The organism is Shewanella sp. 10B, assembly GCF_023475885.1.
GTDB lineage: Bacteria > Pseudomonadota > Gammaproteobacteria > Enterobacterales > Shewanellaceae > Shewanella > Shewanella mangrovisoli.
Genome location: NZ_JAMDJO010000003.1, coordinates 78,921 through 93,443, shown reverse-complemented (window position 1 = coordinate 93,443; position 14,523 = coordinate 78,921). Strand labels below are relative to the sequence as shown.

Below are 14,523 nucleotides of genomic sequence, written 5' to 3'. Positions count from 1 at the left end.
AGGCGGAATTTTAGGTGCAACTGCGAACAAAATTAATCATTTATTCAACCGTTTGTTGCGCCTTAGGTGTGCTCTTGACCTTAGGTGTTGTGAGCTATCGTCCGACTATCTCGCCCGTTGAAGTCGCTGCGCCCATCAAGATCCCCGATATAACTATACCGCCCCTCGATGTAGATAAGCTGCAAGAGACTGTCGAGGCAGCGATTAAAAATAACGAGCAATTACAGCAAACTCTGCCATTGCAGGAGCGTTTAAGGGCGGAACAGATTAAGCATGAGCTGCAAAAGTTGGAGCAACTTAAGCAAGAACAGCTGCAAATTAAGCTCTATAAACTCGAGCAACTTAAAGACGGACTCTTTAGCCCTTCAGTCCATCCTGAAGTGCCCCCCATAGCGCCACCCGCTGAACCTATCTCGCTGCCTAAGTTGAAGTTAGAACACCAGGCAGTGTCCACTCCGCCAATCACTGAATGGCTATTCATATTACTGTTTGCCTGCGGCACCTGTGCCTTGGGTGTGGCTTGGTTTACCCGCCATTTAGCTCGCAGTCTCAATGCATTAGAGGTTGGTTTACTCAACTTTAACGACAATGACTTTAGCGTGAGCATTCCGGCGAATGGTGAAGGGCAGCTGAAAGCGTTGGCGGAGTTATTCAATGATTCGGCGGCTAAGCTGCGCCAAGAGCGGCAATATATTTACCAGCGGGAATTGCTGCTGGATAAGGTAATTCAAAGCTCTCCGAATGTGATGCTGCTGTTTAACGATCACCAAAAACTCATGTATGCCAACGATGCGGCGCGGCATCTTTTTCATATCAAAGGCAAGATGGAAGGCTTGAGCCTCGACGAGCTGCTGCAAGACTTACCCGAAGCGCTTGCCTTGGCCCTTAAGCAGGAAAAGAGCGGCCTGTTTACCATGGGTGAGGATGATACTGAGACTTGGTATCTGAGCCGTGGCCAGTTTTTACTGAATAACCAACAGCATAACTTAATCTTGCTTAAGCAGATGACCCGAGAGCTTAATCGTCAGGAAGTGGCGGTATGGAAGAAGGTGATCCGCATTATCAGCCATGAGCTAAATAATTCCGTTGCGCCCATCGCCTCCATGGTGAACTCGGGGCGTTTACTGACGAAAGATCTCGATAATCCCAAGCTTAAGCTGATATTCGACACCATAGAGAGTCGCACGAATCACTTGAGCCAGTTTATTTTCAATTATGCGCGCTTTGCTAAACTGCCTTTACCGCAGCGACGTGATGTGCCGTGGCAGCAGCTTATCGAGCATTTAACCCAACATTACCCTTTTACCTTAGCCAATGAGTTACCCGCTGAAATGGGCTATTTCGACCAAGGGCAAATGGAGCAAGTCCTGCTGAATTTACTGAAAAATGCCCATGAATCAGGTTCTAACCCCGATGAAGTGACGCTTTCGATTCGCCACCAAACCATGGTCGATGGGACGGGCTTTAGTATCAAAATCGAAGATCGTGGCAGTGGTATGTCCGAGGAAGTGTTAGAGCAAGCCCTATTGCCCTTTTACTCGACTAAACAATCGGGCACGGGTTTAGGCCTGCCCCTTTGCCGCGAAATTATCGAAGCCCACGATGGCAGTATTAGCATGCATAACTGTAGCGACGGCGGCCTATCGGTACACTTGTGGCTGCCGCAATAAACCGCGTTTAAGTGTGTATCAAGAGGTTTCACTCCTCAGCCGAATGTATTACCCAAATGGGCTATTTTGCGGTTTTTACCTTAGCTTTTCGGGCTAATTTACCCCTCCCTCTAATGACGAAAGATCGGCTGCCCTGTTACCCTGCGTAAGCGAAAATGTTGACTAAGGGCTGGCCCTTGGTTCGGCTTTGGATATCGCGCAATGGGTGGCTTTCATCAACAGGGAGAGGAAAGTGAGATCGTTAAAAAAGCGGTTGTTCGTCTGCATCTTGTGTCCCTTGCTGCTTGTCAGTTCCCCCAGTGTTTTGGCCGATGATGACATTGAAATCAGTGGATTAGTTATAGACAGAACCTTAACCCGTTTTGGTAAGGATTTTGGCTTTTACTATTCAAGTTATTGGCGCGAATTGCCCTTTACCCAAGGCTTTAACGTGACCTTATATGAGACTGTGTTTCCGCAGGCGGGCACGGTTTTAACCTTAGAGGTCAACGGTACGCGTATCTATACCACGCACTTTGGCCGCCGCGCCAATCCGATTAAGGAAAGCGCAGAGCAGGCCATATTGCTGACGATTGATTACTTAGCTCAGGTTCGAGCCAATGCCATTACGGGTGATTTTTCAGGAACAACGGACGACTTTTAGGATAATAATAATGACTTACAGGACGTTACTTTCTCTTGCCGTGCTCTGCATGGCATGCACAAGCCAAGCAACCGAATTAATCTATACCCCTGTGAATCCCAGCTTTGGCGGTAATCCGCTTAATGGCTCCTTTCTGCTGAACAAAGCGCAGGCTCAAAATGATAACAAAGCCAGCTCGACCGAGAAGGACTTTGTTACCCGCTTTAAGGAATCCTTAGAACGTAACATCATTAACTCCATCACCCGTGGCGTGGCTGATGGGGAGATCACCGATGGGGTGTACGATACCGGTGATTTCCGTATTGAAGTGGCTTCAACTGGCACAGGGGTGATGCTGACCATCACCAATATCGAAACCGGTGAAGTGACAGTGATTGAAATGCCAACTTTCGGAGGCGGAAACTAATGACTCGTTTAGTGTTTATCGCCCTGATGCTGCTGAGTATGTCAGCCTGTAGTTTGATCCCAAAGCCTGACTTAAATATCACGCCCGCTCAAGTTAATCCGATGAGTGAGGTGATGAAAGGGCTACAGAATCAGCCTGGGCCTAAGTTTCCTATCCCTGTGGCCGTGTATTCATTTCGCGACCAAACGGGCCAGTATAAGCCTCAGGCTAACGTGAGTTCATTCTCTACTGCGGTTACACAAGGGGCGACATCGATGCTGATGCAAACCTTGATTGACTCTAAATGGTTTACACCCGTCGAGCGTGAGGGCCTGCAAAATCTACTGACCGAGCGCAAAATCAGCAACAAACAAAATGGTACTAAGGGTGATGATATTCCAGTGTTATCGACGGCGAGATTGCTATTAGAAGGCGGTATTATCAGCTACGAGACCAACACCAGCACCGGCGGTACTGGAGTGGAATACTATGGCATCGGCGCCTCGGAAATGTACCGTGAGGATTTAGTCACTATCTATCTGCGCGCGGTCGATGTGCACACGGGGAAAGTGATGATGTCTGTATCTACGAGTAAAAGGGTACTTTCGCAGGAAATGCGTGCAGGTCTGTTCCGCTATACCAGTTTGAATCGTTTGGCCGAGGCGGAAGTCGGTTTTACCACTAACGAACCCGTGCAATTTTGCGTGTTGCAGGCCATCGAACTCGCGGTTGCCGAGTTGATTGATAAGGGCATTAAGCAAGGTTATTGGAGTCAGGCTCAGGTGACACAACCCGCTGAAAGACAGCAGGAGTTGAGCCAAGGTTAATTCCCGTTGCGATAACAAGCACCGAGCCAGCGACATGTCTGGCTCGGTTTTTTTATGGTTAATCGGCCTGTAATGCCTTCCAAAACAGTGCAAAGCTGGCATCACGGTAATGTTTATCTTTGCCTAATGCTGGGTTATCGATAAAAAAGCGCGTGGCGGCCAAGTATTGTCCGTGACAGTTTTCCAACATCAAATCAACGGGATAGTGTGCAATCAGTCCCATTAACTGCCCCTGTTTTATCAATTGCGCGATAAAACCTAAGATGCTGTTCATCGCCTGCTCGCGAATATGCACCGCTATCTGCGGCGACATGGAATATTGCTGGAAAAACAATTGCTTGACTTGGTTTTCAATCGACCAATCGATCGCACTCTGCCAGAGTGTTTCGGCATTGTGCTTAAGATCTTGCCCCTCGCCGACCTTTAGCAACAAGGCATCGGCAAATTCTTGCTTGATGGTAAGAAACAGGCTTTCCATCAGTGCTTCCTTGGTCGGAAAATGATGGAACAGAGTGCCCGTGGCGACGCCCGCTTGTTTGGCTATCGATGCGGTCGAGGTGCCATGAAACCCTTGGTCGACAAATAAGCGTAAGGCGGTCTCCAAAATGGCCTGACGTTTATCTGTCATGGGTTTAGTGTCTGTTGATAATATGGTCGACATAACTACTCCTAAGCGCCCGTGTTAGCGTAAAAACAGCTTCATCAACATGCGTTGGATAAAAGTGCCATAGGGAGGATGGACAAACTTACCCGTGTTGAAGCGACCTCGGCTAAGCACGGTTTTAGCGTGGCTAAAGGTGAGGAATCCTTCCTTGCCGTGGTAATGCCCCATACCCGATGGGCCGATACCGCCAAAGGGGGCATCATCGGCCGCCACATGGAACACGGTTTCGTTGATGCACACACCGCCGGAATGGGTTTGCTTGAGGATTTTTTGTTGGCTCGCTTCATCAAAGCTCATCACATACAGTGCTAAAGGGCGGGCGCGATGGTTCACGTAGCTAATGGCTTCATCTAAGTTGTCATAACCAATCACAGGCAGCAGTGGGCCGAAGATTTCTTCTTGCATCAGTAGCATATCTTCGGTGGTGTCGGTAATGAGCTGAGTGGCGAGTTTACGATGCTGGCTATCAATCACGTCATTCGAGGTGGGGATCACTTTAGCCCCTTTAGCCTTGGCATCCTCAAGCACGGTTAGCAGACGTTCAAACTGGCGGGCATTAATAATGCTGCCGTAGTCTTTGTTATGAGTAATGGCGCCATACATGGCCTGGAATTTCGCCTGATAGGCTTGGATGAATTCTGCCACTTTCGCCTTAGGGCAAAGCACATAGTCAGGTGCTACACAGATTTGTCCAGCATTCAAACACTTGCCATAAATCATTCGTTCTACTGCTATCTCAAGTGGCATATCGGGGGCGATAATCACTGGCGACTTCCCGCCCAGCTCGAGAGTCACTGGCGTGAGATTATTAGCGGCGGCGCGCATCACATGGCGACCGACTGTGGTTGAACCAGTGAACAGCAGATGATCGAAGGGCAGGGCTGAAAACTGCGCCGCGACATCGGCTTCCCCTTCGACCACGGCAACATGGGATTCTTCAAACACTTCGGCGAGCAATTGCTTAATGACGCTATTGGTTGCTGGGGTAAATTCCGAGAGTTTGAGCATGGCATGGTTGCCTGCGGCGATGGCCGTGACTAAGGGACCGATAGAGAGCATGACGGGGAAGTTCCACGGCACGATTATCCCAATAACCCCAAGTGGTTGATAATGCACTTTCACTTGGGCGGGGGCGAGTAAGATTCCCGCATGACGGCGGCTTGGCTTGAGCCATTTCTTCAGGTTTTTCAGGCTGTAATTGATGTTATTGACCACGGGCATAATGTCGGAAATCAAGCTGTCGTCGACCGATCTGTGGCCATAGTCCTGTGACAGCGCCTCGACGAGCGGCTGTTGGAATTTCAGCAAGGCGGCTTTAAGGCGGATTAAGCGTTCTTTACGGATAGCGTAATCGGGATTCGGAGCGGCCAAGTAACTTGCACGTTGGCGTTGGAGTAACTCGGTGAGTGGCGAGATTTTTGCTGGTTCTGTTGCCATATTCATAGTGATTCCTCGGATGCAAGTCTTAAGCTTTGGAAGCGATTTGTGGTGTATAAAAATAAACCGACTGACTAGTCGGTTTATCCTAGCGAACAGCGTGAGCATACGCAAGTGTTCTGGTGCTTTTATGAGCAAGATCACGGCCTGTTATGGGCTTAACTTCTACACTTAAAAGGTAGTTTGTTAGACAAGGAGTAGGTATGACTTTGTTAAAGCATGGTATTTCTGTTGGCATTGAGCGTTATGGCGATGATGATTTTTTTGTTGCCTTTAAAGCGGTTGGTACCTTAACTCATCAAGATTATGAGGTGATGGTGCCCGTGCTCGAGGCCGCGTTAGCAGGGGTAAAAGATCCCGATATTTATGCCTTAGTCGATGTGACTGAGCTCGAAGGTTGGGAACTTCAAGCCGCTTGGGACGATCTAAAACTAGGGGTTAAGCATGTTCGTCACTTTGAGCGGATTGCCATAGTCGGTAAAACGACGCTACAGGAGGTGATGGCAAAGCTGGCAAACTGGTTCACTCCGGCCGAGGTTAAGTTTTTTGTCGATAAGCTGGATGCTATTACTTGGCTCAAAGATGAGCTTAACGATGACTAGCCATTAAGGAGAACAGATTATGCGTTCAGGTCAAATACTCTGGCCCACAGATTTTTCGGAAACTGCGGCCCATGCGCTACGTTATGCTATTGAAATGGCAAATCTATACCATGTAGGGCTAAAGATATTACACGTTGTTGAGCAACCCATCGGTGACGAGAACTATATGATCTTAGCGATCACGCCTGAGGAACTCGCTAAGAGTATGGAAGAAGCCGCCGCAACCAAGATGCAGGCTTTACTCGAGGGCCTCAAAACCGAATTACCTATTACCACCCTAATTCGCCGTGGCGATCCCGTCGATCAGATCTTAGAAGAAGCCAATGGTAAGGATGTGGGCATGGTGGTGATTGCCAGCCATGGCCGGACGGGGATCTCGCACTTTTTACACACCAATGTCGCCGAGGCCGTGGCCAATGGCGCCGCTTGCCCCGTACTGGTAGTGAAATAGCATTTAAAGCTTTGATAAGAGGGCGCTAAGGCGCCCTTTGTTTTTGATTGCTAAAGCATAATTAATTTTACGACCTAGCTGCTTGTCCCGATTTACTGCTATAAAATACAGATTATCAGCCCCCATTTATTGGGCGAAACAACCATAAGCGATGGATAAGATTATGCGTACTCAAGAAGTGTTATGCCCGACGGACTTTTCGGCAACTGCCGCCCACGCTCTTAAATATGCGGTTGAAATGGCAAATCTTTATCAGGTGGATATCCGCTTGTTGCATGTCGTTAGCCCGGCGCGAAGCGCCCACTTTTACGGTGTGGCAGTGGAGACGCCTGCGACGTTAGAGCAACAGCTCGCCGAATTTGTTGAACAAAAAATGCAAAGCCTTCAGCAGGAGATGCAACAGGGATTAAAGTCAGGCCTTAATATCAAACCCGTCATTCGCCATGGTGATGCCAGTGAAGAAATTCTCGCCGAAGCCTCCGATGTAGGCATGGTGGTGATTGCCAGCCATGGTAGCACTAGCTTAATGGACTTTTTAAAACCCCATGTGAGTCAAGATGTGGTGCGACTCGCTAAGTGTCCAGTACTAGTCGTTAAGTAGGTTCAGAGCGGATCATGCTTTAACACTGAATGATCCAGCAGGGTATTAGCCGCCTCGGCCTCATTATCTAGGGACACTAAACGTCGATATTTTTCCTGTAGTGCGTTGAGTGTTCCATCTTCGGTGATCTGCTTTAATCCTTGATTAAAGTCATCACGAATTTGTTCATTTAAGAAGGCAAATTTATATTCTGTAGGTGGGAAAATACGATTGCAAATAGCCACTTGCTTGATTTCTGCCTCGGTCAATTTCCCCTCGATAAATGCCTGCTTGAGATAGTATTTAAAGATATTCTTATCCATCACCACCACATCGGCCCTGTGCTTCATCAGCATATACACTTGTTGTATCTGCCTGGCCTGTTCCTGATAACTGGGATTGGTCTTCGCCATTTGGGTAAATTCTTCCCCAAGCAATATCGAAGCGCGTTGGAAGGCGACCACCTTCTTGCCGTCTAAGTCTTTAACGCTATTGATAGTGAAGTCTTTATCATCGAGGCTGATGGCGCAGTTTTGGTAGCGGATGGCGACATCGGAGTAAAAGACTTTATCAACCATGCCGTCTTTAATGTTGATAATGCCGTCGAGTTTGCCTTCCTTGAGCTCATGGAAAGTACGGGCCAAGGGCAGGTAGTGAATGCTGGCGTTGTGACCTTTGACGGCTAATGCTTGATATAACAATTCAAGCTCTAAACCGCTGTTGGATTCTTGAATGACATAGGGGGGAATAGAAAGGCTTACCCCAATTTTCAGCTCCGCCGCCTGCATTATTTGGGGATGAATTAGGGCGGCTAAGCCCAACAATCGGTAACGAAGCCGGGACATTCTGGCGGAACCTGAAGCAACTTTAGCGTGTTTCATCACTCATCAATACCTCGTTGTGAGTCACCAACCTGTATTGGCCGCTCCATGACCTACAGCAATAAGTGTAGTTTGCTAATTTATAGTCTTAGTTATTTTATTTAGCAAAAGCGCAATCAGGCTTTTAGAAGGAGGACCCTGGTTGGCTTAAAAAGGCGATTTCTTCTGTGGTAGATTCTCTGCCTAATATATTGTTTCGATGGGGATAACGACCAAATCTGTCAATAATCTCCTTGTGCCTCAGTTCAAATGCTAAATTGGCGATAGCCGCTTCTCGGTTGAACAATTTCACTGCAACTTGATGGATCTGCGGCGACTCGCTATGCATGTAGGGCATAAATAAAAATGGCACTTGTTTTGGCTTAAGTGCTTGGTCAACCTGCTGGGCGACGGCCTCTTGGGCAAGAACGAGGGCAATGGCGTCGGCCTCAAAGGCAGCGGGCGTATCGCGATAAATATTTCGGGAGAATTGATCCAGCACTATGATTTCGGCTAAACGTCCATGAGGCGTGATGCGCCAATCGGCAAGTTCACCCCGTTTGGCTTGTTTGAGTAAGTCTTCAAAGCGGGACTGGATTAAGGCATCAAATTCAGGGTCTTTGATCCACCAAGATTTAGGTGAGATTTCCTCAAACCAGAAATGTAACACTTGCTCAGCGGTAATCATTTGGCTCATCACTTACTCCCATAGATTGACTCCTTTTAGAAATAACAGCCATGGGGGGATAAACACAAGTCAATGAGGTAAATTTGTTCAATATTGGCGGGGGTAACCCTGTAAACTCTGACTAATAATTTGCGCTGAGGCTATTTCTTATTCACTGAATATCAAGTAATTTTATAGTCTCTTGGTCAATTTTTGGATCGTTCCTCTATGCCCCTAGAAGCCGCAGCCGCTCAATCGATGTCGAAACAGCATAAGGCATTTTTGCGTAAGTTATATTTAGCGCATTTAATGGATGATGAACGACATAATCTTTTATCACTCAATAAGTTAACTGGAATGCCTCGGCGCACGTTGCAGGATTCTATCGCCGCATTTGAAGATATTGGGATTCGAGTCGAGTTTGTGCAGGACGGCAGCCGTAACAATGCAGGTTATTATCGTATCGTCACTTGGGGGCCTATCAGCAGCGCCTGGGTTGATACCCATGTCGATGAAATTGCTGCAATCATTGGTGTTAATGCCTCGAGTGAAGCCTCGGTGTGAAAGAGCGCGGATTTTGGTTCGACACTGAGCCTAAGTTAACTCAACGAGCCGTTTTACCGCCCTTAGAGCAGGATATCAGCGCCGATGTGGCCATTATCGGTGCGGGGTATTCCGGACTTTGGACGGCCTATTATCTAAAACAATACCAGCCAAATCTGTCTGTGGTTATCCTAGAGGCCGAACGCATAGGCCAAGGTGCATCCGGCCGCAATGGTGGTTGGTTGATGGGCAGTTTCAGTGGCGATGTCGCCTATCTCAATCGGGTCGAGGGCGAGCAGCGCCTTATCGCTAAAGCCATTATTCAAGCAACTATTTCTGAAGTGGCCACTGTTTGCGCCAAGCATCATATCGACTGTGATTTACACCATGGCGGTAACCTGCGGGTGGCGGCGCGTTATCCCGAGCAATTAGCCAATATTCGAGCCGAATTAGCGCAGTGGCGCGCAGAAGGTTTTGGTGAAGAAGATATTCGTTGGCTGGATAAGACCGAGCTCGATAAGCAAGTGTCTATGGCCGAGGGCCAAGCGGCACTTTTTACGCCCCATTGCGCGCGAATACACCCGGCGAAACTCGTCTGTGGCTTGGCCGAGCTCGTACAAAGCTTAGGGGTGAAGATCTACGAGCGCACGTCTGTAATTCACATGGCGCATCTTGGCGATGCACAAACCCAATTACAGACCCCGCAAGGAAATGTTCGGGCGGCGATTGTGGTGCCCGCAGTGGAAGGTTATCTGCGTCAGCTCAGTGGACTTGGGCGATTTACCTTACCCGTGCAGAGCTTACTTATCGCCACCGAGCCGTTAACGGACGCCTCATGGGATGCAATTGGCTTGGCTAATCGCGCGACCTTTAGTGATGCCAGCCGCATAGTGACTTACGGTCAGCGTAGCCCTGATAATCGGCTGATATTTGGTGCCCGTGGCGGCTATGGCTTTGGGGCGAAAATTCGCACCGAATTTGGTTTTGACCCTAAACTGTTTAATGCGAAATTTACCGCCAATCAAAGCTCACCTCAGCGTGTTTTCGAGGGCGAATTTGGCTTTCGTTATCAATTATTATTGGCGTTATTTCCTCAACTTAAGGGTGTTGAAATTACCCATGGTTGGGGCGGTACCTTAGCCTTGGCGAGGCGCTTTACTCCCCATGCCATCTTTGATAAAAGTCTCGGTTTAGGCCTGATTGGCGGCTATGGCGGGGAAGGTGTCGGGGCGGCAAACCTATTTGCCCGCACGCTGGTGGACTTGATATTAGGGCGTGATACACAGCTTGTATCTATGCCTTGGGCGTTTAATGCTCCAGTTCAACAGGTATTAGCCCCCTGGGAGCGCGAGCCTTTACCTTGGCTCGCTTACCATGGTATGAACAAGATTTTTGCGTGGGAAGATAGGCTCTACAGTCAGCCAAAGAGTGCGGCTTGGCAAAAGGGCTTAGCTAAGTGGCTCGCGAATCGATTAGAAGGCTTAATGAGTTAATCTGCTTATAAACCAGTGAGTTAATCAGCCCATTACCGAGTCATTTTTATTCATACACGATTTATTCATACACGATTTTTCATACATGATAACTACTTTGATGATCCGAATATGTTAACCGAACAGTTTTTTCTACAGGGCCGCTTTAAGCTTGAGACCATTCCCCATGAAATGCGCATGTCCCATTGGGTGTATGCGCCGAGATTAACCGATACACAAAGCGGGCAAGTGCTGCTCGATCTTGTCGGCCAATGCTGGGATTGTCAGTTTGCGATAGAGCGGGACAATACGCTTTGCCTAACACTCGATGGCTACCCCGACAGAGCCAACTGGATTGAGTTGGTCTTTTTGCCGGAGACAGGGCGAGTCCAGCTAAAGGCTGGCAATATCAATGCTAAGGCGCTTACTGCACAAACATTTCTGCCGCAGGAGCTTGCCATCTACCTTGATACGTTACGCGTTAATCTCCTGAGTTAAAGGAAGATATAGGCTCCAAAGCCAAGCCAGCTAAGGAGTAACAGGGCGATGGCGGCCCAAGCGACAGGAGTAAATTGAGTCTGCGGCAGCGAAAAATCTTCGCCGTCATCCATCTCGTCGGCCGCGCTTGCTTGTTGGTTTCTTACCCTTAGTTGTTGTTTTCTCAATTTATCGCGCTCACGGGCCTTGGCTTTTTGGCGTTTTTTGTATTCGGCAATGCCTTTTTCAATCCCTTGAGCGATAAGCTTAGTCTGTTCCTTCGTTTGCCCCGGTTTTTGCGTGGCTTTGGCAATGCTTAAGGCGTCTTGCTGCGTCTCGGTGGAAATTGTGTTTTTCATCTGCTCAATGTACTGGCGATATCGATTGGCACGATTATACCCTTAACCTTAAGTGAAAAAGCTTAGCGAGTTCGATTTCGGACTAAAAAATCAATGGATAACCGCCCTGTGGTGCAGGAATAAACTCAGGTTCATAATCCCACACCTGCCGAATTATCTCGGCTGATAAGGCCTTGCTTGCCGAGCCTTCACTGACGATTTCACCCTGCTTGAGGACGATAACTCTATCGCTGTAACGGACGGCCTGATTGAGATCGTGTAGTACCACAATCACAGTGTAGGCGTGCTTGTGGGCGAGATTTTTTGCCAGCGCTAATATCTTATGTTGCTGCGCCAAATCCAGTGCCGAGGTGGGTTCGTCGAGCAGTAAAATCGGCGGGAAGGGGGATTGGCTCAATTGAGTTAATACCCGCGCTAGCTGCACTCTTTGTTTTTCACCGCCCGAAAGGGTGGGGTAGCTACGCTGCGCCAAGTGCACTATCTCCACCTCGGTGAGCCATTTTGTAACTAACTGCTGTCCCTCTTTTTGACTCAAGGTTAAGGGATAAAGCCCCATAGCAACCACTTCATTCACCTTAAAGGGAAAGGTTAAACTCGCGTGCTGCGGTAACACTGCAAGCGATTTTGCCAGTTCTGCCCTTGGCCAATCGACAAGCGGGCAGTGCCCAAGCCAAATGCTGCCGCGCGCGGCGGGGATCTCTTGGCACAGCGCCTTTAACAGTGTGGACTTACCCGCGCCATTAGGTCCTAACAGTGCGGTGACACTGCCCGGTTGAAATTGCACACTAATGTCCTTTAACACCGCTTTATCGCCGATAGCGTAGCTAAGTCTATCCACGCTTAATTGGGTACGTTCAAAATGTTGTTTAGCGACGGGCGCAGCCGATAAGCTCATAGCCATGGGGTTCTCGCTTAGATTAATTTGCTGCGTTGTTGCAGGAGTAAAAAGATAAAGAATGGTGCGCCAATGAGCGCAGTCACTAAGCCAACGGGGAGTTCCGCTGGGGGTAAAAAGGCGCGCGCGCCGATATCGGCAAGTGCCAACAAGGCGGCACCTAACAGGGCGCTCATGGGGAGGAGGCGTTGATGATCTGGCCCCAGCAACATACGCACTAAATGGGGCACTACTAAGCCAATAAAACCGATAATGCCCGTTGCCGCAACACTGACGCCGACCCCTAAGGCGCAGAGCAGGATGAGTCTCAGCTTGAGTGAATCAACATCAATGCCTAAATGCCTGGCCTCGGCCTCACCGAGCAGCAGGGCATTAAGTGCCTTAGCATCACGATTAAATTGCCAACTCAGCAGGGCTAACACCACTAAACATAAGCCCACATATTGCCATTGTGCGCCGGCAATACTGCCCATTTGCCATAGAGTTAAATCCCTGAGCGCCATATCATTGGCTAAATAGGTTAATACGCCAATCCCAGCTCCGGCGAGTGCGGCAACGGCGACGCCAGATAAGAGCAATAACACGACCGATGTGCCTAAAGCGCTGCTGGCAAGACGATAGACAATAAGGGTAGTGATTAAACCAGAGCCAAAAGCACTGACAGAAATCATGACAGATTCGGCGTGAGGGAACAGCACTATGCAGATGGCCGCACCTAATGCCGCGCCGGATGACACGCCAATAATTCCAGGATCTGCCAGAGGGTTACTAAACAACCCCTGCATAACAGCACCGCATTGGGCCAACATAGCCCCAACGGCAAGGGCTAGTAAGGTGCGAGGCAAGCGGACATTGCTGACAACCAGTTGCTCGTGGGGAGCAAGATTGCCAATGTTTTGCTCCGTGGCCCAATTAAACACCGCGCTGAGGGAGTCGATAAGGCTGATATTCACCGGCCCGACACTGACGGAAAGCAGGCTGCTGAGGATAAGCAGCATTGCCATGGTGGGCCATAGCCAGCGATGTTGTAACATACTCATCAGCCCTAAAATTATTGACTTTGCTTGAGCAACGTGGCGGCTAAGGTTTCAGCCGCACCGATAGCGCTAATGCCTAACCCGCCGAGTAAGGCTTGTGGGGCAAGGGCTTGAATATGGCCATTTTTGCCTGCGGGAGTGTGGGCGAGTAACGGCATTTCCTTTAAGAGTGCTTGCGCGGTTTGTTCATCCGTTTGTGCATCGCTCTGTTCGCTGCGCTTAGAGAGTAAAATCACATCGGGCTGGAGTGAGAGTATGCCCTCTTGGGATAGACTCTTATAACCTTCAAAGTCGGCAATATTTTTCGCCCCAGAGAGCGCGATAATGGTATCGGCCGCAGTACCTTTGCCGCCGACGCGGGCGCCGCGTCCTTCCTGTAATAACATAAACAGAATTTTCGGCTGGGCCTGCTGTTGGTTCAATTGCTGTTGCTGTTTATTTAGTCCTTCAAGTCTTTGATGCAAATCTTGTTTTAACTGTGTCGCTTGGTCTGTGCGTTTCAGTAGCTGAGCTAGGGTATCAATATTGGTCATCAGCTGTTTCTCATCGGCACTGGAGGGTAACTTCACCACCTCTATCTTGGCCTGTTTGAGCACATTGAGCGTGGTTTCTGGCCCCATCACCTCAGAGCCGACAACTAGAGTTGGTGACAACGCCATAATGCCCTCGGCCGACAACATTCTGTGATACCCCAATTTGGCAATTGACGCCAAGTGCTCGGGAAGATAGCTGGTGGAGTCCACTGCAACCAGCTCGTCGGCGGCATCGAGGGCAAGCACCAACTCTGTCACCCCAGCGCCCGCGCTAACCAGTTTTATCTCCTGCGATAAGGCATTAGTCGAGAATAAGGCCGCGAATGTTGAGAGGCTGAGCGCCTGGAAAAATAGCCGCCAGTTATTGGCTGATTTATTGGCATGACGATTGGCTTGAAACAACATGGATAAACTCCTACTT

Annotated in this window: 18 protein-coding genes; 10 read left to right on the top strand and 8 right to left on the bottom strand. The window is 49.0% G+C overall.

Features of this window, described 5'->3' with window-relative positions:
• Positions 1-14: 14 nt before the first annotated feature.
• The 4 genes from M0415_RS12775 to M0415_RS12760 all read left to right on the top strand — a co-directional run bounded on the left by M0415_RS12775 (position 15) and on the right by M0415_RS12760 (position 3,525).
• Positions 15-1,670 carry a sensor histidine kinase gene (locus M0415_RS12775; RefSeq protein ID WP_086902697.1) on the top strand — a complete coding sequence of 552 codons (1,656 nt, stop codon included), beginning with the start codon at positions 15-17 and terminating at the stop codon, positions 1,668-1,670.
• Positions 1,671-1,902: 232 nt separating this feature from the next.
• On the top strand, positions 1,903-2,313 hold the full coding sequence (locus tag M0415_RS12770; protein ID WP_086902698.1) for a curli production assembly/transport protein CsgE: 411 nt from the start codon (positions 1,903-1,905) through the stop codon (positions 2,311-2,313).
• 10 nt (positions 2,314-2,323) lie between these two features.
• Positions 2,324-2,719 (top strand): curli assembly protein CsgF, encoded by a 396-nt coding sequence (locus tag M0415_RS12765; protein WP_011627049.1) that lies wholly within the window; start codon positions 2,324-2,326, stop codon positions 2,717-2,719.
• Positions 2,719-3,525 carry a CsgG/HfaB family protein gene (locus tag M0415_RS12760; protein ID WP_086902699.1) on the top strand — a complete coding sequence of 269 codons (807 nt, stop codon included), beginning with the start codon at positions 2,719-2,721 and terminating at the stop codon, positions 3,523-3,525. Before M0415_RS12765 ends, M0415_RS12760 begins: the two co-directional genes overlap by 1 nt.
• A 58-nt stretch (positions 3,526-3,583) precedes the next feature.
• Here M0415_RS12760 and M0415_RS12755 read toward each other — a convergent pair whose 3' ends face one another.
• Positions 3,584-4,186, bottom strand: coding sequence for a TetR/AcrR family transcriptional regulator (locus M0415_RS12755; protein ID WP_086902700.1), 603 nt, complete (start codon positions 4,184-4,186; stop codon positions 3,584-3,586).
• Positions 4,187-4,207: 21 nt separating this feature from the next.
• Positions 4,208-5,632, bottom strand: a complete 1,425-nt coding sequence (locus M0415_RS12750; protein ID WP_086902701.1) for a coniferyl aldehyde dehydrogenase — start codon at positions 5,630-5,632, stop codon at positions 4,208-4,210.
• Between the two features lie 197 nt (positions 5,633-5,829).
• Here M0415_RS12750 and M0415_RS12745 point away from each other — a divergent pair, with 197 nt between their 5' ends.
• The 3 genes from M0415_RS12745 (at position 5,830) to M0415_RS12735 (ending at position 7,280) form a co-directional block, all read left to right on the top strand.
• Positions 5,830-6,228 carry a SpoIIAA family protein gene (locus tag M0415_RS12745; RefSeq protein ID WP_011718063.1) on the top strand — a complete coding sequence of 133 codons (399 nt, stop codon included), beginning with the start codon at positions 5,830-5,832 and terminating at the stop codon, positions 6,226-6,228.
• Between the two features lie 19 nt (positions 6,229-6,247).
• Entirely contained in the window at positions 6,248-6,679 is a 432-nt protein-coding gene (locus M0415_RS12740; protein ID WP_011718062.1) for a universal stress protein, read from the top strand.
• Between the two features lie 163 nt (positions 6,680-6,842).
• Positions 6,843-7,280 carry a universal stress protein gene (locus M0415_RS12735; protein ID WP_086902702.1) on the top strand — a complete coding sequence of 146 codons (438 nt, stop codon included), beginning with the start codon at positions 6,843-6,845 and terminating at the stop codon, positions 7,278-7,280.
• A gap of 2 nt (positions 7,281-7,282) precedes the next feature.
• Here the strand turns inward: M0415_RS12735 and M0415_RS12730 are convergent, their stop codons facing one another.
• Positions 7,283-8,104: a substrate-binding periplasmic protein gene (locus tag M0415_RS12730; RefSeq protein ID WP_086902734.1), complete on the bottom strand. Its 822-nt coding sequence runs from the start codon at positions 8,102-8,104 to the stop codon at positions 7,283-7,285.
• A 160-nt stretch (positions 8,105-8,264) separates the two neighbouring features.
• Positions 8,265-8,816 carry a DUF924 family protein gene (locus M0415_RS12725; RefSeq protein WP_249556100.1) on the bottom strand — a complete coding sequence of 184 codons (552 nt, stop codon included), beginning with the start codon at positions 8,814-8,816 and terminating at the stop codon, positions 8,265-8,267.
• A 198-nt stretch (positions 8,817-9,014) separates the two neighbouring features.
• Between M0415_RS12725 and M0415_RS12720 the strand changes: the two genes are divergently transcribed.
• The 3 genes from M0415_RS12720 to M0415_RS12710 all read left to right on the top strand — a co-directional run bounded on the left by M0415_RS12720 (position 9,015) and on the right by M0415_RS12710 (position 11,299).
• Positions 9,015-9,350, top strand: coding sequence for a winged helix-turn-helix domain-containing protein (locus M0415_RS12720; protein ID WP_249556099.1), 336 nt, complete (start codon positions 9,015-9,017; stop codon positions 9,348-9,350).
• A complete protein-coding gene (locus tag M0415_RS12715; protein WP_249556098.1) occupies positions 9,347-10,822 on the top strand; it encodes an NAD(P)/FAD-dependent oxidoreductase in 1,476 nt (491 codons plus the stop codon). Before M0415_RS12720 ends, M0415_RS12715 begins: the two co-directional genes overlap by 4 nt.
• A gap of 111 nt (positions 10,823-10,933) precedes the next feature.
• Entirely contained in the window at positions 10,934-11,299 is a 366-nt protein-coding gene (locus M0415_RS12710) for a hypothetical protein (RefSeq protein WP_249556097.1), read from the top strand.
• Here the strand turns inward: M0415_RS12710 and M0415_RS12705 are convergent.
• The 4 genes from M0415_RS12705 to M0415_RS12690 form a co-directional block, all read right to left on the bottom strand.
• Positions 11,296-11,637 carry a DUF2956 domain-containing protein gene (locus M0415_RS12705; protein WP_220053722.1) on the bottom strand — a complete coding sequence of 114 codons (342 nt, stop codon included), beginning with the start codon at positions 11,635-11,637 and terminating at the stop codon, positions 11,296-11,298. The two genes, M0415_RS12710 and M0415_RS12705, sit on opposite strands and share 4 nt — an antisense overlap.
• Before the next feature lie 82 nt (positions 11,638-11,719).
• Entirely contained in the window at positions 11,720-12,538 is an 819-nt protein-coding gene (locus M0415_RS12700) for a heme ABC transporter ATP-binding protein (protein WP_249556096.1), read from the bottom strand.
• 11 nt (positions 12,539-12,549) lie between these two features.
• Complete coding sequence (locus M0415_RS12695) at positions 12,550-13,566, bottom strand: FecCD family ABC transporter permease (protein WP_249556095.1); 1,017 nt, start codon at positions 13,564-13,566, stop codon at positions 12,550-12,552.
• Positions 13,567-13,583: 17 nt separating this feature from the next.
• Positions 13,584-14,507 carry a hemin ABC transporter substrate-binding protein gene (locus M0415_RS12690; protein ID WP_249556094.1) on the bottom strand — a complete coding sequence of 308 codons (924 nt, stop codon included), beginning with the start codon at positions 14,505-14,507 and terminating at the stop codon, positions 13,584-13,586.
• Between the last annotated feature and the right edge of the window lie 16 nt (positions 14,508-14,523).